At 59.2% G+C, this 25,384-nt stretch carries 26 protein-coding genes and 1 pseudogene; 18 read left to right on the top strand and 9 right to left on the bottom strand.

The features are described from left to right. The first annotated feature begins 218 nt into the window (after nucleotides 1-218). From LVY75_35515 to LVY75_35500, 4 genes are all read left to right on the top strand, one after another. Nucleotides 219-761: a sigma-70 family RNA polymerase sigma factor gene (locus LVY75_35515; protein XAZ26080.1), complete on the top strand. Its 543-nt coding sequence runs from the start codon at nucleotides 219-221 to the stop codon at nucleotides 759-761. After that, nucleotides 758-1,543, top strand: a complete 786-nt coding sequence (locus tag LVY75_35510; GenBank protein ID XAZ26079.1) for an anti-sigma factor — start codon at nucleotides 758-760, stop codon at nucleotides 1,541-1,543. Before LVY75_35515 ends, LVY75_35510 begins: the two co-directional genes overlap by 4 nt. 84 nt (nucleotides 1,544-1,627) lie before the next feature. After that, a complete protein-coding gene (locus LVY75_35505; GenBank protein XAZ26078.1) occupies nucleotides 1,628-2,260 on the top strand; it encodes a LysE family transporter in 633 nt (210 codons plus the stop codon). Nucleotides 2,261-2,268: 8 nt separating this feature from the next. Continuing rightward, a complete protein-coding gene (locus LVY75_35500; protein ID XAZ26077.1) occupies nucleotides 2,269-2,601 on the top strand; it encodes a hypothetical protein in 333 nt (110 codons plus the stop codon). Nucleotides 2,602-3,222: 621 nt separating this feature from the next. Here the strand turns inward: LVY75_35500 and LVY75_35495 are convergent. The 3 genes from LVY75_35495 to LVY75_35485 form a co-directional block, all read right to left on the bottom strand. Beyond that, on the bottom strand, nucleotides 3,223-3,471 hold the full coding sequence (locus tag LVY75_35495) for a WGR domain-containing protein (protein XAZ26076.1): 249 nt from the start codon (nucleotides 3,469-3,471) through the stop codon (nucleotides 3,223-3,225). A gap of 91 nt (nucleotides 3,472-3,562) precedes the next feature. Then, nucleotides 3,563-5,248, bottom strand: coding sequence for a type IV secretory system conjugative DNA transfer family protein (locus tag LVY75_35490; GenBank protein XAZ26398.1), 1,686 nt, complete (start codon nucleotides 5,246-5,248; stop codon nucleotides 3,563-3,565). After that, nucleotides 5,248-5,580 (bottom strand): mobilization protein, encoded by a 333-nt coding sequence (locus LVY75_35485; protein XAZ26075.1) that lies wholly within the window; start codon nucleotides 5,578-5,580, stop codon nucleotides 5,248-5,250. Before LVY75_35485 ends, LVY75_35490 begins: the two co-directional genes overlap by 1 nt. 287 nt (nucleotides 5,581-5,867) lie before the next feature. Here LVY75_35485 and traA point away from each other — a divergent pair, with 287 nt between their 5' ends. Beyond that, entirely contained in the window at nucleotides 5,868-9,143 is a 3,276-nt protein-coding gene (traA, locus tag LVY75_35480) for a Ti-type conjugative transfer relaxase TraA (protein ID XAZ26074.1), read from the top strand. 22 nt (nucleotides 9,144-9,165) lie between these two features. Here traA and LVY75_35475 read toward each other — a convergent pair whose 3' ends face one another. Beyond that, complete coding sequence (locus LVY75_35475) at nucleotides 9,166-9,399, bottom strand: BrnA antitoxin family protein (protein XAZ26073.1); 234 nt, start codon at nucleotides 9,397-9,399, stop codon at nucleotides 9,166-9,168. Between the two features lie 433 nt (nucleotides 9,400-9,832). On the opposite strand from LVY75_35475, the gene LVY75_35470 reads away from it, so the two are divergent. From LVY75_35470 to LVY75_35455, 4 genes are all read left to right on the top strand, one after another. After that, nucleotides 9,833-10,141, top strand: a complete 309-nt coding sequence (locus tag LVY75_35470) for a hypothetical protein (protein ID XAZ26072.1) — start codon at nucleotides 9,833-9,835, stop codon at nucleotides 10,139-10,141. A 16-nt stretch (nucleotides 10,142-10,157) separates the two neighbouring features. Then, nucleotides 10,158-10,382 (top strand): hypothetical protein, encoded by a 225-nt coding sequence (locus tag LVY75_35465; protein XAZ26071.1) that lies wholly within the window; start codon nucleotides 10,158-10,160, stop codon nucleotides 10,380-10,382. Between the two features lie 6 nt (nucleotides 10,383-10,388). Next, on the top strand, nucleotides 10,389-10,616 hold the full coding sequence (locus LVY75_35460; protein XAZ26070.1) for a hypothetical protein: 228 nt from the start codon (nucleotides 10,389-10,391) through the stop codon (nucleotides 10,614-10,616). A gap of 727 nt (nucleotides 10,617-11,343) precedes the next feature. Then, a complete protein-coding gene (locus LVY75_35455) occupies nucleotides 11,344-11,688 on the top strand; it encodes a low affinity iron permease family protein (GenBank protein XAZ26069.1) in 345 nt (114 codons plus the stop codon). Nucleotides 11,689-12,074: 386 nt separating this feature from the next. Here the strand turns inward: LVY75_35455 and LVY75_35450 are convergent, their stop codons facing one another. From LVY75_35450 to LVY75_35440, 3 genes are all read right to left on the bottom strand, one after another. After that, nucleotides 12,075-12,491, bottom strand: coding sequence for a low affinity iron permease family protein (locus LVY75_35450; protein XAZ26068.1), 417 nt, complete (start codon nucleotides 12,489-12,491; stop codon nucleotides 12,075-12,077). Between the two features lie 649 nt (nucleotides 12,492-13,140). Beyond that, the gene (locus LVY75_35445) at nucleotides 13,141-13,383 is read right to left on the bottom strand and encodes a hypothetical protein (protein XAZ26067.1); all 243 of its coding nucleotides are present in this window, start codon (nucleotides 13,381-13,383) and stop codon (nucleotides 13,141-13,143) included. Nucleotides 13,384-13,753: 370 nt separating this feature from the next. Next, entirely contained in the window at nucleotides 13,754-13,966 is a 213-nt protein-coding gene (locus LVY75_35440; GenBank protein XAZ26066.1) for a hypothetical protein, read from the bottom strand. 453 nt (nucleotides 13,967-14,419) lie between these two features. On the opposite strand from LVY75_35440, the gene LVY75_35435 reads away from it, so the two are divergent. Beyond that, nucleotides 14,420-15,307 (top strand): phytanoyl-CoA dioxygenase family protein, encoded by an 888-nt coding sequence (locus LVY75_35435; protein ID XAZ26065.1) that lies wholly within the window; start codon nucleotides 14,420-14,422, stop codon nucleotides 15,305-15,307. A gap of 405 nt (nucleotides 15,308-15,712) precedes the next feature. On the opposite strand, the gene LVY75_35430 is transcribed toward LVY75_35435, so the two are convergent. Further along, nucleotides 15,713-16,441: an SDR family oxidoreductase gene (locus LVY75_35430; protein ID XAZ26064.1), complete on the bottom strand. Its 729-nt coding sequence runs from the start codon at nucleotides 16,439-16,441 to the stop codon at nucleotides 15,713-15,715. A gap of 95 nt (nucleotides 16,442-16,536) precedes the next feature. Between LVY75_35430 and LVY75_35425 the strand changes: the two genes are divergently transcribed. Further along, nucleotides 16,537-16,959 carry a helix-turn-helix transcriptional regulator gene (locus LVY75_35425; GenBank protein ID XAZ26063.1) on the top strand — a complete coding sequence of 141 codons (423 nt, stop codon included), beginning with the start codon at nucleotides 16,537-16,539 and terminating at the stop codon, nucleotides 16,957-16,959. 23 nt (nucleotides 16,960-16,982) lie between these two features. Here LVY75_35425 and LVY75_35420 read toward each other — a convergent pair. Next, nucleotides 16,983-17,841 (bottom strand): annotated as a pseudogene (locus LVY75_35420) (LysR family transcriptional regulator). Nucleotides 17,842-17,992: 151 nt separating this feature from the next. Here LVY75_35420 and LVY75_35415 point away from each other — a divergent pair. The 7 genes from LVY75_35415 (at nucleotide 17,993) to LVY75_35385 (ending at nucleotide 25,137) form a co-directional block, all read left to right on the top strand. Then, on the top strand, nucleotides 17,993-18,817 hold the full coding sequence (locus LVY75_35415) for an oxidoreductase (GenBank protein XAZ26062.1): 825 nt from the start codon (nucleotides 17,993-17,995) through the stop codon (nucleotides 18,815-18,817). Between the two features lie 48 nt (nucleotides 18,818-18,865). Next, nucleotides 18,866-19,714: an alpha/beta hydrolase gene (locus tag LVY75_35410; GenBank protein ID XAZ26061.1), complete on the top strand. Its 849-nt coding sequence runs from the start codon at nucleotides 18,866-18,868 to the stop codon at nucleotides 19,712-19,714. Nucleotides 19,715-19,813: 99 nt separating this feature from the next. Further along, nucleotides 19,814-20,338 (top strand): VOC family protein, encoded by a 525-nt coding sequence (locus LVY75_35405; protein ID XAZ26060.1) that lies wholly within the window; start codon nucleotides 19,814-19,816, stop codon nucleotides 20,336-20,338. A gap of 453 nt (nucleotides 20,339-20,791) precedes the next feature. Further along, on the top strand, nucleotides 20,792-22,240 hold the full coding sequence (locus LVY75_35400; GenBank protein ID XAZ26059.1) for a hypothetical protein: 1,449 nt from the start codon (nucleotides 20,792-20,794) through the stop codon (nucleotides 22,238-22,240). Beyond that, nucleotides 22,218-23,048, top strand: coding sequence for a hypothetical protein (locus tag LVY75_35395; GenBank protein XAZ26058.1), 831 nt, complete (start codon nucleotides 22,218-22,220; stop codon nucleotides 23,046-23,048). Before LVY75_35400 ends, LVY75_35395 begins: the two co-directional genes overlap by 23 nt. Then, nucleotides 23,048-24,202: a hypothetical protein gene (locus LVY75_35390; GenBank protein ID XAZ26397.1), complete on the top strand. Its 1,155-nt coding sequence runs from the start codon at nucleotides 23,048-23,050 to the stop codon at nucleotides 24,200-24,202. Before LVY75_35395 ends, LVY75_35390 begins: the two co-directional genes overlap by 1 nt. Beyond that, nucleotides 24,196-25,137: an OmpA family protein gene (locus LVY75_35385; GenBank protein XAZ26057.1), complete on the top strand. Its 942-nt coding sequence runs from the start codon at nucleotides 24,196-24,198 to the stop codon at nucleotides 25,135-25,137. The genes LVY75_35390 and LVY75_35385 overlap by 7 nt, the downstream gene beginning before the upstream one ends. Nucleotides 25,138-25,384: the final 247 nt, after the last annotated feature.

Here is a 25,384-nt window from a genome sequence, read left to right as displayed (position 1 = left end):
ACTGTGAGCGATAAAATACGTATTCTCACAAACAAGGTAACAGGAGATATATCGAGCATTTCGTCTGACATATAAGCTGTTTATAGTCGATGTTGGTGAGAAAAAGCAGTCTTATCCTTGCGCTAACCATCGCAAGCCCTATGTGTCTCTCCGACCAAGATACTTTCCAATGACAGGGCGCCGTCCTTTATGCTCCTTCCTATCCGCAATGGGCGCCGATGACTGCCGCCGCCAAGGCCCGCTTTGCGCAACTCGTCTTGCCGCGGATGGATGAAGGCTACCGGCTGGCGCGTTGGCTGACCGGAAGCGCGACTGACGCCGAGGATGTCATGCAGGAGGCATGTCTGCGTGCCTACCGATCGATCGAACGTTTCACCGAGGGAAATGTCCGATCCTGGTTTTTGACGATCGTGCGCAATGCCGCTTACACATGGCTGGAGCGGCACCGGCCCGGCCGCGTGATCTCGATTGAGGATCTTTCCGACGACGCTGTGCTTGAAATGGAAAGCGGCCACGCGACGGCGGCCGCCGTCGAGACGCCTGAAGACGCACTTATTGCCAAGCACCAGGCCGCAAGTCTTGCGCGCGCGGTGGAGGCATTGCCGATACACCTGCGAGAGACCCTCGTGCTCAGGGAGTATCACGGCCTGAGCTATCGCGACATCGCAATCGTGAGTAACCTGCCGATCGGAACCGTCATGTCGCGGCTCGCCAAGGCGCGGCAGTCTCTGCTATCGCTCGTCAAGGAGGGCCATCCTTGACCATCGACAATGAGACGATCCTGCTTTTGAATGCCTATCACGACGGTGAGCTATCACCCGGTGAGAGCCTGCTCATGGAACAGCGTCTCGCGAAAGAGCCAGAGCTTGCAGCCTATGCGAGGCGTCTGAAGGTGCTATCAACAAAGCTGACGCAAGACCTGCCGGATGACGGCCTTCCCGAGCGCTCGCGCGGTGCAATACTGGCTTCGGTCATGGGCCCTGGTGAGTTGGTCGAACAGGAAAGTGAAAGCCGGCGAGCCCACCGCTGGTCCTCGTGGGCCCTTGCCGCATCGCTTGTGATCGGCCTGCTTGGTGGAGCTGCTGGCGGCGGTTACGCAGTCTACCGTTCCCACGATAAGGCAACGCTTGGAATTGTGGAACAGCAAATTGTCGCAGCGCATCTGCGCGGTCTGATCGCTCCTGAACCCTATGACATTGCGTCCTCGGACGGCCATGTCGTCAAGCCCTGGTTCAATGGGCGCACGACGATCGCGCCGGTCGCTCCGGATTTTTCGACGCAGGGGTTTCCGCTGATCGGCGGGCGGGTCGACGTGATCGGCGGGAAACCCGTCCCTGTCATGGTCTACAAGCGCAACAGGCACACAATCAGTGTGACGGCGACGGAAGGGGCGGCCGACGAGGATCAAGACAACGCCGTCGATGGCACCAATGTCGTCAGGTGGAGCGGAGGAGGCCTCACCTACTGGGCCGTTTCCGACGTGAACGCCGGGGATCTGTCCGCCTTTGTGAACCTTTACAAGGCGCAACTTCCCGCTCGCTAAAAAAAGCAAAAAAAATTCGCGCTTGTCGCGAATAAATCCTCCTCCGGGCAGGTTTCATCACCAGTGCCATCGGTGGGGGAACCTATGAGTGGAATTGCGACGTCTGTTTTGGCGGGAGCAGGGGCGGGCCTCTCGATCGCGATTCCCTTTGGTCCCACCAGCTTGTATCTCGTTGAACGGACACTCGCCGATGGCATGAGGGCGGGCGTGGCGACGGGGCTCGGCGTCGCCACGGTCCACCTGGCCTATAGCACGCTGGTCGTGGCGGCAGGGTTCGAATCTTTTGAGGATCCGAAGGCCGCGGCATTGCTGACATTCGCCTCGGGGCTGGTTCTGGCTTATTTCGCCTGGAGGATCTGGAGCCGTGATTTGCATCTCGCATCGGTCGTCCGAAAGCCGGCCAGTCTCGCCCGGAACTATTGTGATGCGCTGGGGTTCGGGCTCCTCAATCCGTTGACGCCTGCTCTGTGTGCCGCCGCCCTGACAGCTGTCGCTGGCGGCGTTTCAATGACCACCGAACTCCTTGTCATCGGCGTCTTTGCAGGTTCGATGGCATGGTGGTTTGCGCTCACCACGGCAGTCTCGTTGCTGAGGCGTCACCTCAGCCTTCGACATCTAACACTGGCAAATCGCGCAGCCGGCCTCTTTATCGTTATCATCGCCGTGTCGATGCTGGTGCGTGCCTTTCAGGCAGTCGGATGGATTGAGGTGTCTTAGAGATGCTCATGGAGAACCTGATGTCATTCGTAGTCGTTTCTCAGATCCGACGGGCTCGGCACATGCCGCACCAGATATCGGCCCATGCTCGTCGTCGTCTCCTGAGAGACATCGTTGAAGCTCTGGAACTGCTTGCTGACTGCGACGCTGTGTGCGGCCTTTTCCCCAACAAGCACCAGCTTGACCGGATCGTAGTCAGTACATCAATAGGTTTCGTCGAGATCATCGGTCTTGCCGATGAGCAGTTCGCGAATCTGATGGCACAATTCGACATGCTCTTTGCAAAAGTGTCACAGGCAATGCTGGTCAGGAATGCGCCGGCATCCTTCGAACTGCATTGACGTCTTACATCGCACTGGTCGGGCCATCAATTGGCGCGATCGGTAGCCCTCTGCGCCATCTGCCGACTATCGCATCTCGGGAGTTGTTGGTACGTACAATTTCCTCCACTAGACTTGATAAATCTGCCTTTAAAACAGGCATTTTCTGGTTGAGAAGGCGGTCTCATGTGCTGTCAGCATGGGCACCTCGACGAGGTGCCGCTGCCTGGATCAGGTGGGCATGCATTCCTGGGCGCCGCGGTTCCGGTCTAATCGCTGAATTCCTGTATCAAGCGCACGGATATAAGTGCCTCCGTGGTGGGCGCGATAGTAACGCTTAGCTGCAAATTTCGCATAGGTGCAGTGCAGCATAAGCAATAGAAATTGTCAGTGGTCGGCGATACAGATAAACACATCGAAGCGATGCACCTCCTTCCGCAACGCTTCGAGTTCCAGACCGGCCTCTCCTCCTCCCAGGCTGTCTGGAGGAACAGCGGCACTCCTCCTCCCAGTCGCTGTTCGGTTCTTTTCGAAAGCCTGCCGCACCTCCTCCCGCGGCAGGCTTTTTTCGTTTCTGCGTCAGCTCGTTCGAAAAATCCAAACTCGAGATATGCAGGTAGACGCCGCCCGACCTGAAGCCAATCAGAACGTTCTTGCTTCATACCCTCGACCACGCTTGACGCGCAGAATTTCGAGGAAAAGCTCGACTGCTTCCGGCTCGGTCCTGAAGAGGTGCACCAGCCGCTGACCGCGACTGCCGATCCGTCCCCAGCTGCGGACCAATGATGTCTCGCCGAACAGCGTCGGCTCGATCGACAGCGCATAGTAGCGCGCCATGTTCTTCGACGGGTCGATGCGTTCTGCATAGAGATGATAGGGTTGCGTGCTCATGCCGGCAGAATCGCAGATGAGCGTTCGCGACGTCCAACGACATTTGTGAATCGATCCGGCCTGACCGATTCACGTTGCTGATGTCAGCAACTCAATCTTCCGGTCTTGAGAACAAATCCGCGAACTCGGGATCGGCATAGTAACGCAGCTTGGTGGCCATGATCGGCTGCCGGCCTGCAATGAATAGGAGTTCGGCGCCAGTCGGCAGGTTGCGGACCTCGTCCGGTGTCAGCAAAGGACGACCGACATGCTGTTCTGCGAATGACAGACCGCTCTTTTCCGAGTCGAGCGCGCGTGCCGCCGTGTTGAACACCACGGTTTCCTGGCCGAGCAGATCCGACACCAGTCGAGCACTGTCATGATCGTTGACGCCAAAGACCTGCAGCACGCCCGCATTGGAGAAGAACGTACCGGCACGCTGGCCATAGGTGGCGCGCAGCTGATGGATGTCCTGGACGATCGGCCAGAGCTGTACGCCGTAGCCTGCCATCAGTCCCATGGCCCGTTCGATCGGGGCGAGATGACCGAGGCTTGCGAATTCGTCGAGAAGATAAAGAACAGGAGGCGAGGGTGACGGCAGCGACGGTGCCGTGCGTGCCATGTCAGTCAGGCTTTGGGCGACGAGCAGACGCAGCCAACGCGAATAGGCGGCGAGCCTGTCCGGCGGCAGCACGAGGAAGACGGTTGCCCTGTTTGCCCTGAGGTCACCGAAGCGGAAATCCGATCGTGCGAGAACCTCGGCCATGCGCGGGCTGTCGAGGAAATGCGTGTGGCGCTGAGCCGCCGACAGAACACCGCTCGCCTCGCGGTCCGACTTGCCGAGATGCCGATTGGCGGCCCGCGCAACAAGTCCGTTGACCGCGTCACTGGCCTGCATCGCATCGAGCAGGCCACGGAAGGCGTCAGGCGAAAGCGTCAGCATGTACCTGAGCGTCGTCAGCGTGCGCCGCTCCTCCGGCTGGCTTGCCAGCACATAGAGCAGCAGGCCCGCAATCAGTGCCTTGGCTTCCTCGTTCCAATGCGCGTCGCCTGACAGGCCCGGTTCGTCGTACACCAGCGCATCGGCAAGCGTCGAGATGTCTTCGGCTATATCGAAGCCGTCAGGATCAAGTCCGTCCATTGGATTGAAGGCGGCAGACGGCTGGCCGGTCACGGCGAAGGGATCGAGACAATGGACTGGCCCGAAGCTCTGGCGCGCGTCCCTGGCGACTTTCGCATTCTCACCCTTCGGATCGACGCAGATGATCGAACGATCCGCGGTCAGAAGGTTCGGGATGATCGTGCCGACACCCTTGCCGCTGCGCGTCGGCGCCATGGTCAGAAGATGCGCCGGCCCGTCATAGCGGATGGGCCGCCCGCTGCCAGGAGCGCGGCCGATCAGCAGCCCATGGTCGCACCTTGTCAGCGGTGCGATATCCCTGGCGGAAGCGAAACGCGCCGTCCCATGCGTGTCGGCATCACCGGCGGTAGCGAAATGGGCAATCAGCGGGCTCGTCAGCAGGCGGATCAGCAGCAGGACGGCAAAGAGCAGGAAGGTCCAGTTGCCGATATGCCAGAGGATATCGCCTTTGCCGACCCCAAGCATCACGCGCAGGACATAGTCGCTGCCGAAAGCGACGGTGAAGATGACGATGAAATAGCCGGTCGCTCCCATCACGAACGACCTGGCAGAGCGCACTGGAAAGGTGATCAGCGCGACAATGGCCCAGAGCGGGTCGCGAGCGGCCATGCGCATCATGTTGGCGAGGGCGATCTTGATCACGCCGGTATAGAGGATCATGGGACACTCCTGTCATCGCTCATTCCGTCGCTGCTGGTCCCGCTGTTGCCGACGACGGTCTCCTTCGCCACAGGCTTCAGGAGGTCGTCGAACAGGTTACGATCCCCGTCGCGAGTCAGGAATTTTGGCAGTTCGGCTCTCAGCCAGCCGGCCAGTCCTCCACCAATCTGAATGTCGCGATTGTTCTCCAGCCGATAGAGGACCAGCGCCCCGATCAACACCTTGCGGCGCGTGTCGATGGCGCGCTCCTGCTTGGAAAGTCGGATCTGCAACGTCTTTCGCTGGGCCTCGAGCTGCGCCAGTCGTTCCCCGATCGTTTTGCGAGCCACGGATATCCTCTTTCTGTTGATGTTTCGAGCGATGGCCCGAACGGGTATCCGGATGATGGCCGCCCACGATCGCATGTCTGGATGATGCAACGGTGGGTGGCAGTTCGGCTACTCGCAGATCTGCGAGTAGTAGCGTCGGGGCGATCGGCCTAGGACGGCATTAAGCGCGTGCGGCATGCTCCCACCAAGGCCTGAGGAGCGAAGACGAGGAAGGCACAAGGGCGCACTTACGAGTTGCGGGGCAACTCAAGGCGCGGGACGGGCGGCCCGAAAAAAGGAGGAGGGCGATGGCGATCTATCATGTGAGCATGAAGCCGATCGCTCGCAGCGGCGGCCGCAGCGCGGTTGCGTCTGCCGCCTATCGCGCCGCCGTGCGCCTTAAGAACGAGCGGAATGGATTGGTGCATGACTTCTCCAACCGCCAAGGTGTCGAGCACGCCGAGATCGTCCTGCCGGATGGCGTCGACGCCGATTGGGCGAAGAAGCGGTCGGCGCTGTGGAATGCCGCCGAGCGCGCGGAGAAGCGCAGCGATGCCCGTGTCGCCCGGGAATTCGAGGTCGCCCTTCCTCACGAACTGAGTTCCGGGCAACGTCTGGCGCTGACACGGGCCTTCGCCGCGGGTCTTGCCCATCGTTATGGTACGGCCGTCGATTTTGCGATCCATCGGCCGGGCGAGGGCGGCGATAACCGCAACGTCCATGCGCATCTGATGATGACGACGCGGCAGGTGACGGAATCCGGCCTCGGCGACAAGACCCTGCTCGAGCGGGAAAACAGGTGGCTGCTTGCCAATCACCAAATGCCATCGCAGTTGCAGCTGAAGGATATCCGGCAAACCTGGGAGCAACTTGCAAACCGGCATCTTGCGATCGCCGGTCTCGATATCCGCATCGACCATCGCTCGCATCTGGAGGCCGGGATCACGATCGAGCCGACCGAACATGTCGGTGTACATGCGACCCAGATCGAGCGGCAGGGAGGCGACGTCTCGCGGGCGCGTCTGTCTTCACAATCGGCCGACCGCAATGCCGAGGCCATCCGCAATCGTCCCGAAGATATCTTGCGGCTGCTGACCAACGAGAAGAGCGTCTTCAACAAATACGATATCGCCCGGACGCTGCATCGCTATGTCAACGACGATCCGCAGACGTTCCAGAACGCCTTTGCCGCGGTCATGGCATCAAAGGCGCTCGTCGAACTCAGACCAGACAATGCCGGCGTTCGCGGCCGTGATGGCGAGGCACGCTATTCGACGGTCGAGATCGTGGCCATCGAAAGTGCGATGGCAAAGTCGGCTCTGGCGATGAACGGGCGCCAAACGCATGCCGTGGCATTGCGGCATGTGAATGCGGCGATCGCCAAACAGGACAGGTCGATCCAGGCGGCGAGCGGATCGCCGGGGCAGGGTTTGTCGGCTGAACAGCGCAGTGCCATCGAGCATGTCACGGGACCAGGCCAAATCGCTGCCGTGGTTGGTCTGGCGGGTGCCGGCAAGAGCACGATGCTGGCAGCAGCTCGACAGGCCTGGGAGGCGCAAGGCTATCGCATTCATGGTGCGGCGCTCGCCGGCAAGGCAGCAGAGAGCCTCGAGGAATCGTCGGGGATATCGAGCCGCACCTTGGCGTCTTGGGAATATTCCTGGCAGGCCGATCGCAGTCGCCTCACTGCCCGCGATGTCTTCGTCATCGACGAGGCGGGAATGGTGGGAAGCCGGCAGCTGGCGCGCTTCGTCGAGGAGGTCAATCGGTCCGGCGCAAAGCTCGTTCTCGTCGGCGATCACGAGCAACTGCAAGCGATCGGGGCCGGCGCCCCGTTCCGGGCAATTACCGAGGCTGTCGGTCACGCGCAGCTGTCGGAAGTCCGACGCCAGAAAGCCGCTTGGCAAAAACAGGCGTCGATCCACTTTGCCTCGCATCGAACGGCAGAAGGGCTCGCTGCCTATGAGGCGCATGGTAGCGTTCAGTTGAGGCCCAACCGGGATGAATTGCTGAGGTCGATCGTCGGCGATTACGTCGCCGATCGTTCGGCCAATCCCGATGGCACGCGCATTGCGATGGCGCATAGGCGCCGGGATGTCGCCGCGATCAATGCCGACATTCGTGCCGCGCTGCAGGAGCGCGGTGAACTCGCAAAGGGCATCGGCGGATCGGAAGACCGCGGCCATGAACTTGGCTATCAGACTTCCGTCGGGAAGCGGTTCTTTGCGCGTGGCGACCGCATCGTTTTCCTGGAAAACGATCGCGATCTCGGCGTCAAGAACGGCATGTTGGGGGAGGTCGTCACCGTCGCGCCAGACGCAATACAGGTTCGGCTCGACGGCAAGGCGCAGACATCAGACGGACAGCGCCAGGTGACGATACCGGTGAATAGTTACCAAGCCTTTGACCACGGTTATGCGACGACGATCCATAAGACGCAGGGTGCAACGGTCGATCGGAGTTTCGTGCTGGCGTCGGTGACGATGGATCGGCATCTGACCTACGTCGCAATGACGCGTCATCGCGACGCCGTGCAGCTTTATGCGGGGCTTGATGAGTTCAAGACCACGCGATCGCTCGGCGAGATCTTGAGCCGATCAGGCGTCAAGGAAACGACGCTCGACTACTGCAATGATCTCCAGGTACGGCGGGGGATGGAAAGTCATCAGGACGCGGGCAAGGGACGGCAAGACTATGGAGAGGCACCGCTACGGCGCCCAACAGATCGCGTGGTGAATGCTGACGGCACGGCGCGTCGAATGGTACCCAAGGTCAATCGCGATCGGGCTGCTGGCGACCGTCTCGACAGCGGTGATCATCGTGGCGCTCGTCCAGTTCTCATTCCGGCCATCTCGAGATATGAGACGAGCGTGGGGGACATTGCGCGGTCAAATGCGCTACCGGCTTTCGAGCGCGAATGGGAAACGACAAAGTCGTTGGCCGCACGGATATATGCGAACCCAGAAAATGCTATGGACGGAGTGCGCAGAAGCATCCTCGATCGGAATGCGGATCCTGCTGAACTCGGCAAACAGCTCCGGTCTTCGCCTGGAGCGTTCGGTCCGCTCGTCGGTAAGACAGGCATGTTCGGCGACAATTCGGAACGCCGGCAAGCCCTCGGTCTCATCAAGGGACTGGCCTGCCATGTCGAGCAATCCGGTAAGACCTGGCAACGCCGTCTTGAGGCTGAAACGAATTCCGAACGCTGGAAGCGCGACAAGCAGGATGTGATTGCAGTGCCAGGGTTAAGCGGTCGATCCGAGGAACTGCTTCGAAGGCTTGATACAGCTTCCCGCACTGACAAGGATAAGGCCACCGCGGAGTTGCTTGCCTCACCGGAAGGTCGTCAGGCGCTTGACGAAGCGAGGAATACCGCAGGCGCAATGCAGAAACGCTTCGGACGCGCCGACCCCTCGGATCTGGCAGTTCAGTTGAAGAGGGTAGGCCAGCCACAAAGTGGTGATATCGATCGTATCCGCGACGTGGTGCGCCTGGCAGACCGGAGCCATCTGGCCAAGCTGACGCAGCAGATGGAGCTGAAGCGATCGCTCTCACGCACGAAAACTTTGGGGCTGAGATTATAGCCGCTTCTGCCTCACGGTGGAGTTAGCGCGAAGCATCCATCGCCTTGCGAAGCGTTGCGTTGATGCGATCCTGCCAGCCCGGGCCGTCCTCCTGAATGAAGGCCAGCACATCGCCGTCGATCCGGACCGAAATGGTCGCTGTCGCGACAGGAACTGTACGACGCTCGGCGGCGGCCGCAGGTGTCTTCTTGGCCGGCTTGAACAGCGCTTCGGCGGCGTCCATCGGATTGATTGGTCGGCGGCGTGTCGTTGCCATTGGTTGTTTCCTTTATTCGAAAGGTAAGGTGGGAACGCGGAACTGCGCACGAGATCTTCGGGCTCTTCAAGCTCCGGAACATCAACTCGATTGCCCTCTTCTTGCGGGCAGCGGCGAAGAACTGCAAGGACATGATGTTGCCGATCGTATAGGTGGGGAAGTAGCCGACCATTCCTGGCGATCAGTGGAAATCCTCCAGCACGCCGAGTGTATCGTTTTGCCGCAACCTGTGCTCACTTCGGCCAATGTCAGCGGTAAGCCCAGCCCCTGGCGGGCTCTTCCGATCGTCGCATCTGGACGGTGTCTGCTCGCTGAGCAGATCAACGGCATCATAACGAAAGCCCGCAAAGTCGGCGTTTGAATCGACGGCACAGGTGGAACTTCGACGTCGGTTCGGGGTTGCTGTTAGCAAGGTCATGAACGGAGAGTGAAGATGGCGCACGACAGTACGACAACGATCACGGCAACGTTTGAGACCCGTGAGGCGGCGGACATTGCAGTCGAACATCTGGTTCAGCAGCATGGTATTTCCCGACCGGACATTTTCATACAGCCAAACGGAGAGCGCAACAGTGCCGGTTCCATGGCGTCGGGCGGCGATGCATCGCATCCCGGTGGCGTCCGCCATGACGCCGCTCTCGAAGGTGACATCGAGGTGTCCATCGACATCCCACCCGACAAAATCCCGGCGGTTCAGCGCAGCCTGGGGGATGCGGGCGCGATCCGCGTCACCGGAAAATGAAGCGAGGGAGGTTTCGATGAGGCAATCAAGGCACTCAGATGATGACGAGCTGGTTGGCGTGATCACCGAGAAACTCACCGCGCTCATCCGCGCACTCGAGGACGCCGATTGGAGCGCCGACGATGTCGTTTTCGCAATCGAGGACGTTTTGAACAAGAACTGGCTTGAAAAGGCGAGAGCGCTGCGCACGGTGCGCGAGACTATGCCCGACAATTTTGTTTCCGACGGAAACGAGGGATAGACCGCCGTGGATCACAATGAAGATGCCGTGCTGCCGAGGTTCCAGGTCATCGCTTTGAGCTCGCTCGATCCGGATGGGCGCGATACGGACAATGAGCCGAAACTCCTCTATCCTGATGCCGTAAAGACGGCAAAGGAGCTAAGGTCCCAGGGCAAGGCATTTCGTGTTATCGCCGACGCCGGGATGTCCATGGAGCAACGGCAGTCGTTCCAAGATCTGGGCGCCGTCGAGTAGAGCAGGAGAGTCGGCTGCTCCGCCGCGCTATCTGGCGCATGCTTCCTTTGGGAGAATAAGGAACCTTAGGGCCATCCAAACATTTCTGCGCAAGATGGTGTGAACGCATATTGCTTCAAGAGCACCTTTGCCGAGCCAGCCACTGGCAGCGCCGTCTTTTCAACCTTGCGGAGATCACCCATGCCAGACGAACAAGCCATTATCGAAGTCGTTGTCTCCGAGGGAGAGGTGAAACTGCCCATTGGGATTGCGAGTGTAAAAGCAGGCATTGGACATGCCAGCGGTTGACGGGATGGCGTACTCGCATCCAGATCGCGAGGCAGGTGTTTCACGAACGTATTAGTGACCCAAGGACGAGCTCGCGAAGTTGCCGTAACGCCAACCGAAATAGATCGTTTCTAACTGCCGGACTTAACCCCTCTGACGCCGTAATTCCGCGACGAACAAAACTTCTGGGCGAACGATGCTTGCCTTCTCCTGGAGGCTGATAAGCTAGCAGTATGACGATGTTTACCCAACTAGTAGAACGTCCAAGGGGTGCTTGGAGTATATCTGACGTTCGTCGCGGTCATGTCTTTTACCATGGGCCACGGAAGCGGTACCCGCGGCGCTTGCCAGCGGCTATATCGGTGATCCATACGGCACACCGATCAAATTGGGGGGCGGGTGCGGCAGAGTTCTTATGCCGAGCGACGGAACCCACGCCTCTTGAAACCATTTCTAGCGGATGAAGATCCGAGCCGCGTTCCTCAACCTGTCGGAAACCGTCGTTTGGCTGGCGGGGCATTCTCTCGTCCTTGCAGGAGCCGCCGCTCTCGTCGTCGTCTGGTGCGCCGTCGGTTTTGCTCTCGGTCTGCCAAAGGAGTGGCATCTTTTGTCGGCAATGTTCGGCACGCTCGTGACGCTCTTCCTTCTCCTAATCATGCAGCATAGCCAAAATCGGGACATGGCGGCGCTCCAGGTGAAGGTCGACGAACTCATCCGGTCGAGTGAGGCTGGAAACCACATGATCGGCATCGAGCGGCTCGAGGCCGAAGAGTTGGAAAGGTTGGCCGAGAACCAGACAACGTAATCGGGTTCGGACGGTTCGCGCGGCGATATGGAGCGGCCGCGCATTTCGAGAGCAGCGACCTCCGACGTCGTGACATTAGATGACGGTTAATTAGTGTTGGCCGATCGCGAACTAGTGGAACCGCAGCATCGTACAACGGTTTGAACGTCGTCGCCGGAGGTATCCATGATCAGGGAAGTCGCAGTCGCAGTCGCTGCCGCATGCGCCATCCTCGTGCTGGAAGGCATGTTCACCCTTCAGCTCTACGGACTGAACGCAGCGTCGGGCGCGTTGGCGGGAGGCACCGTAGGAGGGCTAGGAATTTTGTTTGCGCGCTTTAGATGCAAGGCTTCTCGTCACGGTCGGCGGCGACCCAACCGCCGTCTGTAGCACCGAGGCGGGGCGCCCTAAGTAGGATTGCGATCCCGTTCCTCGGCTTTGTCCTCGGCGACCTCCTCGACACACTCGGCCTTTTGCGCCAGCTTTCGGCTCATTTCCCGAAGCTCTTGTTCCTCCAGCTTCTCGATGCCGACGAACTTGTTCTGTGCCTGCGATGTCAGGATCAACTCGTCCAGTTTTGCCTGAAGAGCCTTGCCATCGCGGTTCTGCGAGTTCTGAAGAACAAAGACCATGAGGAAGGTAACGATCGTCGTGCTCGTGTTAATGACGAGCTGCCAGGTCTCGGAATAGTCGAAGAAGGGGCCGGAGACTGCCCACGCCAGGACAAGAACAACGGCGAGCACGAAGGTCGCCGGCTTCCCGGAAAGGTTTGCAATGGCGGATGCGAACTTTGAAAACCCCTTGGACATTGCGTTGTCGCTCATGAAAAACCTCCTTGGTTCCCCGGGAAATGATAACGCGAACCGAGCTCGAGCAGTTCCGATCTTGGGACTTCAGTCTGAGGTGCCCCGTGTGCCGCGCATGGGACACTTGCGTTGCGAAGCGCCAATGATAGTCGGCATTCGCTCATCCTGGCGCGAGTCGAGATCAATCAAGGTTTCTAGTACACGCGGCTGAACGTATCAGGCAGCGTTCACGATGATCGATAGCTACCGCGCCGCTCCACTGTTCCGCAGTGACGTGATCGCCAATTCGATCGGACCACCGCGAGATCGCCTCCTTCTACGGCCCTGCTCGCGTCTTCCACTGCGCCGACCTTCCGGCGCTCGACAAGCCGAAAGTGCCGGGGCATTAGAGCCCTCGATCGAGACCTGGGCACAGCAGCCCCGTATCTCCAGGCTGCACCAGGCCGAGATCAAGTGCTTCCCAACCTGCATATCGTGCCCAATGTCACCGTTGTCAGACTGGACCTCGACGTTGAAACCAGCCGCGCGCCCGAAAGGCGCGCCTGTGGCACCACGGAGTGCTACAGAGCATTGAGGCGAAGACCGTCGCACTGGCCTGCGGCGGCCGGGAAAACGCCCGGCTTGTGGCGGCGACACGAGTAAGAAAAGAAGCCGTGCGGACTTCGGGTCACCCGACGCGCGATTGTGGAAGTTGTCCCGGCGCGTCATCTGGCGGCGTCAGTCGTTGCAGCAACTCTGAGACAAGCGACGCCTCATCGTATTTGGACTGAGCAAGATCGATTGCAATACTGAGAGCCCTGCGACCCTCAATGCTGTCGATGCCGCAGTGGCGCGTGCGGCACCATTCGCGGACAGCACTCGTAACCACTTCAATTTCGGAATCTGAGAGTGATATGACGGGTAGCAACATTTCTATGCTCCTGCGGCATAACGGCAGAAGCAAAGCGCACTCCCAAGCGACCACTACCATGAGCTAATGAGGCCGATGAATAGAGTATACGCTCAAACAGCGAGTTCTGATACTCACTATGACATGGTCGGGGTAGTAGTCAAGGGGAGCTGGCGTTCGCTGTCTTTCCATCCTCGATTACGGCAGCATTGCTCGCCTGCGCGGACTGCCGCCTTTTGATCTACGAAACGCTCCAAGTATGCTTATGTGCTTCGGCATGCGGCGTACATCCGATGAATCCTGTTCCGCAACCGTCAACGCGTTTAAGGCCAACGTGAGGCCCCACGCAGGAGTGCCGGCCCGACGAGCTGCGGGAGAACTCAGACTTCTATCAGCTGTAGCCATTGTGCTCGTCGTTGGCGGTGACCCGGTTTCGGCGCCGAATACGGCGGTCGCGTGAAACCTGATTGAGGGCACTGAAAAATTCACGCGGCTCAAGCTTGCCGTTGAAAAATCGGTCGGCAGCGTCCAAAAGCTCCCCCAGGTCGACATTTGCGTTGCCGATCACCCGGTGTCGAATGAAGGCAACAAGTACACGGTCCATCGCACATCCCTCAAGGCCTGCTAGAAGCATCCGTCTGACAGTGCGGCGTAAAAACCGTTTTCCCAGTAATTTGTTCCGTACCAATTTTGGACTAAAAATACTTCGGCCGGTGCATCTTTCGGATGCATCAACCAAAAGTTAAATTACCGTATAAGCAAATTATGCCTGCAGCCACCGGGGCGTCGGTCCACCCTGGACGGCGTCGTAATGCTGAAATCCTACAGGCTTCTTCTGGCCGGTCGCTCGAACGGGCAAACTCGCTGCGAACGAATTTTGGTCGACAGCCACAACACTCTCCAGCGGTGGAAGCGCGCAGACGAAGCATCTACCACTTTCGGTGATGGACTGAACCTTATGATGATGCCACCCTTCCAAGGGGTAGTTTGTTAAGTGCTCAACTATGGGTGATAGTTCGTAAGGGCTGGGGTGCCTCGAGGGCGTCAGGAGGCTGACATGGAACCTTTAATCCGCGAAGTGCCACGACTTGCAAATGTCACTAAAGATATCTCGGTGACCACTCAGCTGCAACAGGAACTGCGATCCAATGGCTTTGCGATCATAAGAGGATTATTGACCCCGCAGCAGGCGAAAAGTTTGCGGCCGGTCGTCAGGCGATCGCTCAAGGCTAACGGCCGCTATTTGTATGGCGGCAAGTTTCAGCTGCACGCCATGTACACGACAGAGGAAGTCGCGCGGTTTTTGACATCTGACGTCATCCTTGCTCGATTGAAGGAAATTACCGATCCTCTCGAAGTCGTTCTTACCGGCGAGTGCGACCTGATGATCAACACGACGTCGTCATGGCACAACGATGTCCCGCACCATCCTCGCTGCAAGGATGGCAGTATCTTTGCCGACGACACGTTCAGGGTCTACAAGATTGCGTTCTACCTGCAAGACCAGGGGGACGATTCGCCGGCAACGTTGAAGGTTCGCCCGCGATCTCACTTGAAAGGCGTGGTCGATAGCCTTCCGGCAAGAGGGCTCGGTGTCAAAGCGGGTGATGCAATCATATTCGACGTGCGCATCGAGCACGCCGGCCAGATGCCGACATTTGTTGACCGAAGCCTGCGAAGGATTTGCGAGCTGGTCGCTCCCCCACTTCATCTGGATGCGCAAAAGGCTTTCACCCTGAGCCGCGCGATCCTCCGCCGCATCGCTTTTACACAGGATCGCGTTGCGGTCTTCATGACGTTCGGTCCCGCTGAAGAACAGACCTATTCCTATGCCGATGAAGGTCGCCTTCGCCACCCAGGGACAAGAGGCACGCTCAGTACTGAAGTGCTGGCGCAGCTCTCACGGAACAACATACAACCGCCTATAATCGGCAGCCCCGCGTAAGGCCGCGTGAATGGGCGCACGAGAGATCGAAGTCAGATGGATTTCGGTAGTGGCCAGCCGCGGTGCTGGATGGTTCATACATTTCGTAGTCAAGGTAGCGCGATACTGCCCATCGATTGCAACTTCCAGGCAACACGGACAAGGCACGCTAGAAGTTCGCGCGGCATCGGCCGGGCGGCTGCGCTTGCCTACGGGCCAGATGATCGATGCCACGGGCGGCGCCCGGATCTGAACTGCATGAAGGTAGTTCACGTTCGAGCTGGCGAAGGGGCGGTCGAAGCCTGTCCCCCTCGGCCTTTTGCGGCAGGTCCTGCTGGAAGGTTGCCTGCCTCGCCAATGCTGTCTTGATCAGAAAAAGCAAACATCTGCTTGGGTGCCGTCTCCGGCGCTTGTCGAAGGCAGGTGTCAGACCTGAGCCATGCCCCCATCCACGGCTATTTCTGCACCCGTGATAAAACTGCTCTCGTCGCTTGCGAGGAAGAGGGCAGCGGCTGCCACCTCATCAGGTCTGCCCATACGCCCAAGAGGGATCATCTTGGACAGTGCATCTCGAATTTCCAGTGAGGCGGCCGCCATCATCGCAGTATCCGTCGGTCCAGGGCTGACAACGTTTACACGTATGCCTTTGGGAGCAAGTTCGTTGGCCCATGTGCGTGCGAACGAACGGACGGCGGCTTTGGTCGCACCGTAGACGCCATAGCCTTTGGTGCCGATACCGCCCGCGATGGAGCCAATCAGCACAATCCTTCCGCCCGGCTGCATGATGTCGACGGCGCCCTGTGCTGCAAATACGAGAGCTCGCACGTTCAGGCCGAATGTCCGATCGAAATGATCCTCGGAAATATCTTCAAGAGGCGCGTATTCGGATATGCCGGCATTGATGACGAGGACGTCAATGCGGCCATGTTCCGACCGGACGCGCTCGAAGACACGCTGAAGATCGGCGCTGTCGCCGACATCTGCCCGAACCACTCGGATGCTGCCCATGCCGGCTGACTCAGGTTGGCTCTCCGCTCCCTTGCGGCTAGTCGCGTAGACGTGCGCTCCTTCGCCGGCGAACCTCTGAGAAATGGCTCCGCCAATGCCACCAACACCGCCTATAACGAGGGAAATCTTGTTCGCTAGTCTGTTCATGTTAACTCCATCAAGACTGATGGCGTTAGGATATATTCTCTATACCTACGGTCAATTACGCACTATATGTAAAGCAGATATCGAGGTGTATACCGATGCCCACAACAAACAAAGGTCCGCTCGTCAAAGCCTGCTCGTGTCCTGGTCACAAGGCGGTCTCGGCCGAGGCATTGTTGGACGTTGAGAAGGCTCGGCCGGTGCTTGAGCAGATCGCTAACAAGTGGTCTGTCTTGATCCTGACTGTATTGTGCACCAAACCGTCACGCTTCAACGAGATTATGCGTCGCCTTGACGGGATTACGCATAAAGCCCTCGCCGACGCGTTGAAACGGCTGGAGCGCAATGGGCTCATCCACCGTGAAGTGCTGACAACAACGACGCCGGTTGGCGTCGAATATACCATCACCTCGCTCGGCCGCTCCCTTCAGCAACCGTTCGAAGCGCTCTATGCGTGGTCCATGATCTACGGTCCCGAGCTTGAGCGCGCGCAAGGAGAATACGATCGGGGTCGAGGCTAGCGGATGCTCGGCTTGATCGCATATCATGCTCCTGCATTTACGAGATGGGCAGACACGGTCGAGATGAACGCGCGAAGGCGCTGAAGACGTCTCAGGTCCCGGTGATATCCCATCCAGATATCTCGCGCCGGCGGCGACTTCGGCAGTTCCAGTCTGCGGATACCGGCGATCTGATCTCCGACTACGCGAGGCAACACGGCGATCCCGACACCTTGCCGACACATGCGCCCCTGGACGTTGCGGTTGTTCGATCGCAGGATCGGTCTCGCATTGGGGAAACTCTCGATGAGCCAATCGATCGGGGAACTGACCGGTCGATGTATCATGCGTAATCAGCCGGAAACCGGTTCCGTCGCCACATTTGGGAGCAGGCGAATCCTCGGCGATGTAGACGCCGTATTGGAGCGTGAAGAGCCGCCGCTGGACGACATCGGCAGTGTTGAACGGAACGATGCGAAAGGCGACGTCGGCCTCTCGCTGGGCGAGATTGAACAGGCGCGTGCCCGTCAGGATCTCGACGTCGATATTGGGATAGGCGTTGGAAAAATCCGCCAGGATGGGAGGCAGCACGTAGGCCCCGAACCAGTCCGCTGATGAAATGCGCAGACTGCCTTTGAGATTCTGCTCCAGCCCCGCAAGCCGGCGCTCCATGCCCAGCGCGCCCTCTTCCATCTGCTCCGCCAGCGCCATGATCCCGTGGCCCTCCTCGGTCAGAACGAGACCGTCGGCGGTCCGCTGGAAGAGCGTGTGCCCGATCGCCTGCTCAAGTGCGCGCAGTCGCCTTCCGACGGTCGGATGGCTCGTTTGAAGAGAACGCGCGGCACCGCCAAGCGTGCCGGATCGCGCAATTGCAAGAAAGATTCTGACGTCACTCCATTCCATCATGGGCCCCCTAACAAAACTGAACGCCGAGAATACAATTCTGTCACTTAAAGAACAAATCTAAACACCTAGATTTTTGTCATCGTAAAGGCGCGCCTTCTGCAGAAACGCGCCTTGGATGTCGTGTGAACTTAAACTCGGAGACAAAATAATGAGAACTTGGCTCATAACAGGCTGCTCGAGCGGCTTCGGCCGGCGGCTCGCGCTCGCTGCAGCACAGCGCGGCGATCAGGTCATCGCCACGGCCCGCAATGTTAAAACGATCGAAGAAATGGCTGAGCCTTTCGACGGCCGCATGATCACCTTGCCGCTCGACGTGACGGATGCGGCGGCAGCCGAGGCCGCGGCCGCAAAGGCGGTCGAGATTTTCGGCGGCTTCGACGTGCTCGTGAACAATGCCGGTTACGGACTGTTCGGCGCGATCGAGGAAGGCACGCCCGAAGAATATCGGCCGATGTTTGAGGTGAACGTCTTTGGTCTGATTGAAACCACGAGAGCCGCTCTGCCCGTCCTGCGAAGTTCAGGCGGAACGATTGTCACCATGTCGTCCGGCGCAGGCATCGCGGGCAGCGGCGGTGCCGGATATTACAATGCCGCCAAGTTCGCCGTAGAAGGGATTTCCGAAGCGCTCGCCGGTGAGCTGAAGCCGTTCGGCATCCGCGTGCTGATCGTCGAGCCCGGGCCGTTTCGCACCGATTTCCTTGGCCGTTCGATCACGATGGCGGCCAATGAGATGCCGCAATACGCCGCGAGCTCGCGTAGGCATTATCGCGCAACCAACAACGGCAATCAGGCGGGCGATCCCGACAAGGCGATTTCGGTGATCCTGCAGGCAGTCGACGCCGATGACGCCCCGCTTCATCTGCCGCTCGGCCAGATCGCGCATTCGATCGCTGAGCGAAAGCTGGCTTCCTTCCGCAGCGATATCGACGCATGGCGCGACATCACGATCGCCACCGATTTCGACCAGCCCTGAACGCTGGCCGCGAGCTTTGTTAACGTCAACATCGACTGGAAAGTGACCATGATCGCAACTCTGAAGGGGTTTACCCAGCAACTGGTGCCGGCGAATGGGATCAAGATCAACGCCGCCACTGGGGGCTCAGGCCCGCCGATCCTTCTCCTGCACGGTTGGCCGGAAACCTGGTGGGAATGGCACCATGTGATGCCGCTGCTGGCCGAGCATTTGAGCGTGGTAGCCATGGATCTGCGGGGCGCGGGTTTTTCCGACTGCCCACTTGACGGCTATGACAAAGCGACGATGGCGCGCGACGCGCATGAGGTCATGCTTGCCCTTGGGCATGAACGCTATGCCGTGTGCGGTCATGACATTGGCGGAATGGTGGCGTTAACGCAGGCCGCCATCTATCGGGAGGCTGTCACCCACCTGGCCGTGCTCGACGTTCCGCTTCCCGGCTGGACGCAATGGGAGGCGACGATCGCAAGGCTCTGGCACTTCAGCTTCCATATGAACCGGGATCTACCCGAGCGCCTGATCCATGGCCGTGAATATGACTATGTTTCGACCTTCATGGCTGAGCGGTTCTACGATCACAGCACCTTCAACCCGGCGGACATCGAGATCTACGCGAAAGCGATGGCACTTCCTGGCCGCACGCGCGCCGGCATGGAATGGTATCGTACCCTCGCCGGCGATCATGCGGCCGCGCTGGAGTACAAGAAGCGACCGCTCGAGATACCAGTACTAGGTCTCGGCGGGGATCAGCGCTTCGGTGCGCATATGGTCCCGATGCTGAAGGAGTTCGCCAGCAATGTGACGGGCGGCTCGATTGAGCGGTGCAGCCACTATGTGGCGGACGAGCGACCGGCAGAGGTGGCGGCCGCTCTCATCGATTTCCTCAAGGCCAGTTGAAACTCTGCGGCCGCCCCGTCGCGGGGCGGATCGCGACACTGCGCGTAAGTTGCGCCCGCACCTACCGCATTCGATCGATTAAATAAGAAGGAAACTGTCATGACCGCACCTGTCATTCGCGGCGTCAATCATATTGGCATCACAGTGCCCGACATCGAAGCAGCAAAATCGTTCTTGGTGGAAGCTTTCGGCGGTCAGGTGATCTACCAGTCCTTCGGGCCGCAGGATGCGCCGCGTCAGGGACCCGACTTCGAACGGGCCACCGGTGCTTTCCCCGGAACGGTCGTCCGCGCACAGGCGATGGTCAAGATCGGTACCGGACCTGACATCGAGCTCTTTGAAATGCATGGCCCCGCACAAGCCAAGCCGGTTCGAGCGAGCGACTTTGGGATTACTCACTTCGGTGTCTACACCGACGACATCGACGCGTCGGTAGAACGCTTTGAAAAAGCTGGAGGCACCTCTCTTACCGCGCCGCGCGCTATACCCTACGCAACCGAAAAAGGTCCTGGAAACAAGGTCTGCTACTGCCGCATGCCATGGGGCACGACGATGGAATTTATCACCACGCCCGACCGTATGGGCTATCACGACCAGACGGATCTGCGCAGGTGGCAGGACTAGGCCGAGCGTTGTTTGTTTGGGGACGAGCGGCAGCGATTATCCACCATCTCCTTGAGGCCCGATCAGGCCTTTATCATCCCGCCACGGCGGAATTAAAAGCAAAGAGCATGCTAAGCCATCCAGCGGAAATCGGACACGCTGAAGGAGTTGGCACGGGATAATCGGGGTCCAAACACGCTCGACTGTGGAAATATCTGCTGCGTGGACATTCCCACCGTTGCACGTCAGGTCGAGCCCGGGCGGACTCTGTTGTAGATGGTCGCTTCGCGGGCGCCATCCGATGGCGCCGTGAGATTCGAGGGAAATAAACCGACAGGGTAGCCGACACGACACAGATTAACCGTGGTCCGCAATTAAACCCTCTAAGCGGATGCTGCTGCTGGACCGATCACAACCACTACGCTACGCATTGCATGTTAGGATTTTCGCAATCATGTTTCCGACGAGGATGCATTGCCGTTTGACGCACTGAACAAGCTCTGGACCAGCGTTCGCGAATCCAGCCACGACTTCCGGGCATCGACCGAGATTTTCCCGTCACTCGATACGGACAAGCTTACCCAGACCCTGGAGGTGCGCGAAAAGGGAGACGAGAACGGCAGGGCCAATCGACCGGCATCATCGGCCCAGTTCCTCGATGAGGTCGAACAGCGGATCGTCGGTCGCATCGAGCAGGAAAAAGCGTCCGCCTATCAACTGCTTGAGGATCAGTTCCAGACCTTCGACGGGCGGTTGCGCAATCTTGATTTCGAGGGACAGTTCGGGCTGATCCGGCAGGCAAACGCCTCCAGCCTTTCGGATTTCAAGGCCGAGATCGCCAGCGGCGTCGACGAACTCCACGGTTTGCGCCGCGATCTCAAGATTGCCGAGGACGAAATGACGTCTTTCAAGAGGCAGCATCGGCTGGATCGCGCGGCAAAGGTCCCGAGTGCGGGCGCAACGAGCGTCAAGATCGCGCTGCTCATCGTTCTCGTCCTCATCGAGATCGTCATGAACGGCAACTTTCTGGCCAAGGGCAGCGAACAGGGCATCATCGGCGGCATAACCGAGGCGGTCGTCTTTGCCGTCCTCAACATTGGCGCTGCGCTGCTATTCGCTTTCTTCTGCGTTCGCAATCTTGTGCACCGGTCCTGGCTCATGAAGCTCGGCGGATTGTTCGGGCTGGTCGGCTATATTGTCGTTGCGCTTGCCGTGAATATTGCGCTCGCCCATTATCGCGAAGTATCGGCCACTATCCTCGACGGGGCCGGGACCGAAGTCATCCGCCGGATCCGCGAGAACCCGCTTGGTTTGAGCGAATTGAATTCCTGGATGCTGTTTGCGATCGGCATTTTTTTCTCGATCTTGGCGTTCATTGACGGCTGCATGCTCACAGACCCGTATCCGGGTTTTGCTGGCGTCCAACGTCGGCTGAACGAGGCGCGGCGAAACTACATTTCCGGAAAGCTTGATCTGATCGACAACCTTCGTGAAATTCGCGACGACCACAACGACAAGATCGAGGAGATCGTCAGGGACCTGAGCACGCGCCGGCAGGAGTCGGCCGCGATCATCGCCCACCGAACCCGCACTGCCGGTCTGTTTGCCGAGTACCAGGGTCATCTCGAGCGCACGGCGAATGCAGTTTTGACGGCTTATCGTGAGGCGAACCGGGCCGCGAGAAGCGAACCGGAGCCTTCGTACTTCACGAGCGCCTACACGCTGGAGCGGATTGTACCGGTCCTCAAAATCAGCGGGGAATGGGACGATCGCGTTCTGTCGGAACGCGTCCAGGTCGCCCAGGCCGAACTCAGCGATCAGATCAGGAAAATCGGCTCTGCCTTCGAGGTCGCCGTCGAGCAGTATCACAGACTGGACAATCTATTCCCGGAGGCGGGCGTTGGCGCGGAAAAGGCGGCGTAACAGTCGTTCAAGGAAAGGCGGCTTTTCGACGGGTGCTGTGGTGGCGACGATTGCATTGTCGGCAGTGGCACTGGCCATGATCGGCGCTTTTGGGTGGCTGAAGTATCAGGCGATGTCCACCGTCTCGCTCGACAAGGCCTCGCTCTGCCCGACGACGGGTCCTAAGAGCGAGACCGCCATCCTTCTCGATGTCACGGATCCAATCTCCGGCACCACGTCCCTCGATTTGAAGAACCAGTTCCAGCGGCTTGTGTCTGGCGTCCCCGTCAACGGTGCGATCGACGTCTATGCGCTGACCGAAAAGGAAGGCGAGCTTCAAAGGACCTTCCACGGCTGCAATCCGGGCAGCGGTGATCTCGCCAACGAGTGGACCAGCAATCCGAAGCTCGTGCAGCAGCGCTGGGAGAAAGGTTTCCAGAAGCCGCTCGACGATATCGCGGGAAAACTCGGGTCTGGCGCTTCAGGCGAGTTTTCGCCGATCATGGCCGGCATTCAGCGCATCAACCTCGAAGCCTTCCAGCCTTTGCCTGCTGGCATTCCGAAAACCTTGTACATTGCCTCGGACATGGTCGAACATACTGCGGCGTTTTCCAGCTATCGCGACGGCGTTTCGATCGCCAAATTCGACAGCAGTGCTGCGCGCGAGAAATTCAGGACCTCGTTGGATGGGGTGCAGGTCAGGATCCTGGCGTTCCAGCGGCCGGGCCAAAAGTTCAAGATGGAGGACCTGGCGGCATTCTGGAAATCCTGGGTGGAGAAGAACAACGGAGAGTTCGCAGGTTTCACCCGTCTGGAGGGACTGGAGTGATGGCGTCGAATGAGAAAGGAAGAACCGCATTTCGCGATTGGGCGCCAGTTGTGCTGTTTGCAGTGGTGACGATCGGGGGAATGATCTTCATCTGGACGGCGAAGCTCGCGGCTTGGTCGACCCTTGTTGTGACCGCCGTGCCCCTGGTGCTGATGGCGGTCTATTTCCTGGCATCGATCGCGCTTGCCGGTTTCCGCCTGCACAACGAGCAGGCCGGCGACAACCTCTATTACATGGGGTTTCTGTTCACCCTCTCGAGCCTTGGCGTATCGCTCTACCTGTTTGCTGGCGAGACGTCGATCGAGACGATCGTGCGCAACTTCGGGATCGCAGTCACATCGACGATCGCCGGCGTCACACTCCGCATCCTGTTCAACCAGATGCGCCGCGACCCAATCGACATCGAACGCAGCGCCCGCCACGAGCTTGCGGAAATGACGCGGCGGGTGCGAACCGAGCTCGACACGTCCGCCCGCGAGTTCTCCAACTACCGCAGGGTCAGCAACCAGATGTTGACGGAGGGCTTCGAGGAGATCGGTCGTCAGGCGGAAAAAAACGGCGAGGAAATCCGCAAGGTGATCGAATCGATCACCAAGGAGGCGATCATCCCGATCCAGGAAGCCGCGGCCAGGCTTTCATCGATCATCGGGGATCACAATCGCTCGGTGACTGATCAAGCCGCGGAAGCAAGTCGCAAACTCAACGAAACCACGGATAGACTTTCGACGATCATCGACCGGTTCGGGGTTGCGGTTGAGGGCGTCGGGACCCGTCTTGGGGAGATCAGGCCGCCCGAAGATGTCATCCGGTTCGAGTTGACCCCCACGATTGATGCCATCAGGGACATGACCGATGCCCATCTGCGGCGGATGGAGGAGGTGATGGCGCAGACGCGCTTGCAGACTGTTACGGTGGACGACGCGCTCAGGCCCCTGAGCAGCATCGACAGCAAACTTGATCGCATTGCCGAAGCTCTCGAGCGTGACAGGAGCGGTTCGTCGTCGTCCAGCCTTGCGAGAATCCCAGAGGTTGTCGAGGATATAGTGGCGGGCGAGGGCAAGACCGTGAATACAGAACCGGTGTCGGTGGCTCCTGAAAGGACGAAGGCCAATCCAGCGCCGGGCGAGCCAAAACGACGGTTGTTCAAATGGTGACACGGGCAAGCGCAGGTCCAAAGCTGGAACACAAGGGCTATAACCGCGGCCTCATTCTGGGGCTGACGATGGCAGAATCCATGCTTCTGCTGGTCTTCTGCCTGCTGCTGGTCGCGGCCGCCATGATCACGGCCGAACGCAGGCAACGGATGGACGCCGAGCAACGGCTCGCTCAGCTGGAACAGCAGAACAAGGAACTTTCCGCCCAGCTTGTCGAAGCACAATCCAAGCTCGGCGCGAACATGTCGGCAGCCGATCGGGTCAAATTCGAGAGCGAATGGCGCGAGCTCGTATCTGCCCGACAGATCATAGACAGGCTGAAAATGAATGATGCAAGCCCCGCTGATCTTGCCAAGCTCGCGGCGGTCGGAAAGGTGCTGGTGGCGAATAATATCCCGATCGACCAGGCTCCTGACCGGCTCGAACAGCTCTTACACGGGCAGATCGAACCTCATGAGTGGCCGCCGATCATCAACCTCTCGGAAGCCGGCGGCTATTTTTTCACATCAGGCAGCGCCGCATTGACACCGGAATTCGAAGACAGGCTTGAGACATCGATCGCCGATCAGATCGCCGACAATCTTGAGCGCTACAAGGTCGATGTGATCGAGGTGATCGGACACACGGACGAACAGCGCGTTTCCAGGAGCATGTCCAATCTCGACGACGCATCGATCGAAGTGATCGACGGCGCGCTTTCGGTCGAGACGCTTCAGCCAGCCGACAACGCCGGGCTCGGTCTCGCGCGGGCGATCGCCGTTGCAAATATTCTGAAGGCAAATCCGAAGCTGAAGGACGTGACCGTCTTGCCGATGTCGGCTGCCCAGCTGGTCATTCCCGGCGACACGCTCACCAGCGGACGGGCCGGAAACGTCAAGGAACGGCGTCGCATCGAGATCAGGATCAGGCGTCGCGCCGAATCCGTGCAGCCCTGACTTGGGCATAGTCCTGGCTTTCGGTAGGACGAGTGACAATGGCGGCTTGTAACGCAGACCCTGGGCGCTCGCCCATCGCGGCATCGCTTGATGCGAACAAGTTCGAGGAACAGATCAACCGCTTACGGCCCGGTTTGGTAGACACGCACAAGCGCTTGCCTTGACTGCCGATGCGGCGCCAACTGAGCGTCAGAAATGTTCACCGAACAGCGTCGGCTCGCGCGACACCGGCTCTCTTTGCTTCTTC

It is taken from the genome of Sinorhizobium sp. B11 (assembly GCA_039725955.1).
Classification (GTDB): Bacteria; Pseudomonadota; Alphaproteobacteria; order Rhizobiales; family Rhizobiaceae; genus Rhizobium.
Note: the sequence above shows the minus strand (reverse complement) of the source record. Positions and strands in the feature narration are given on the sequence as shown.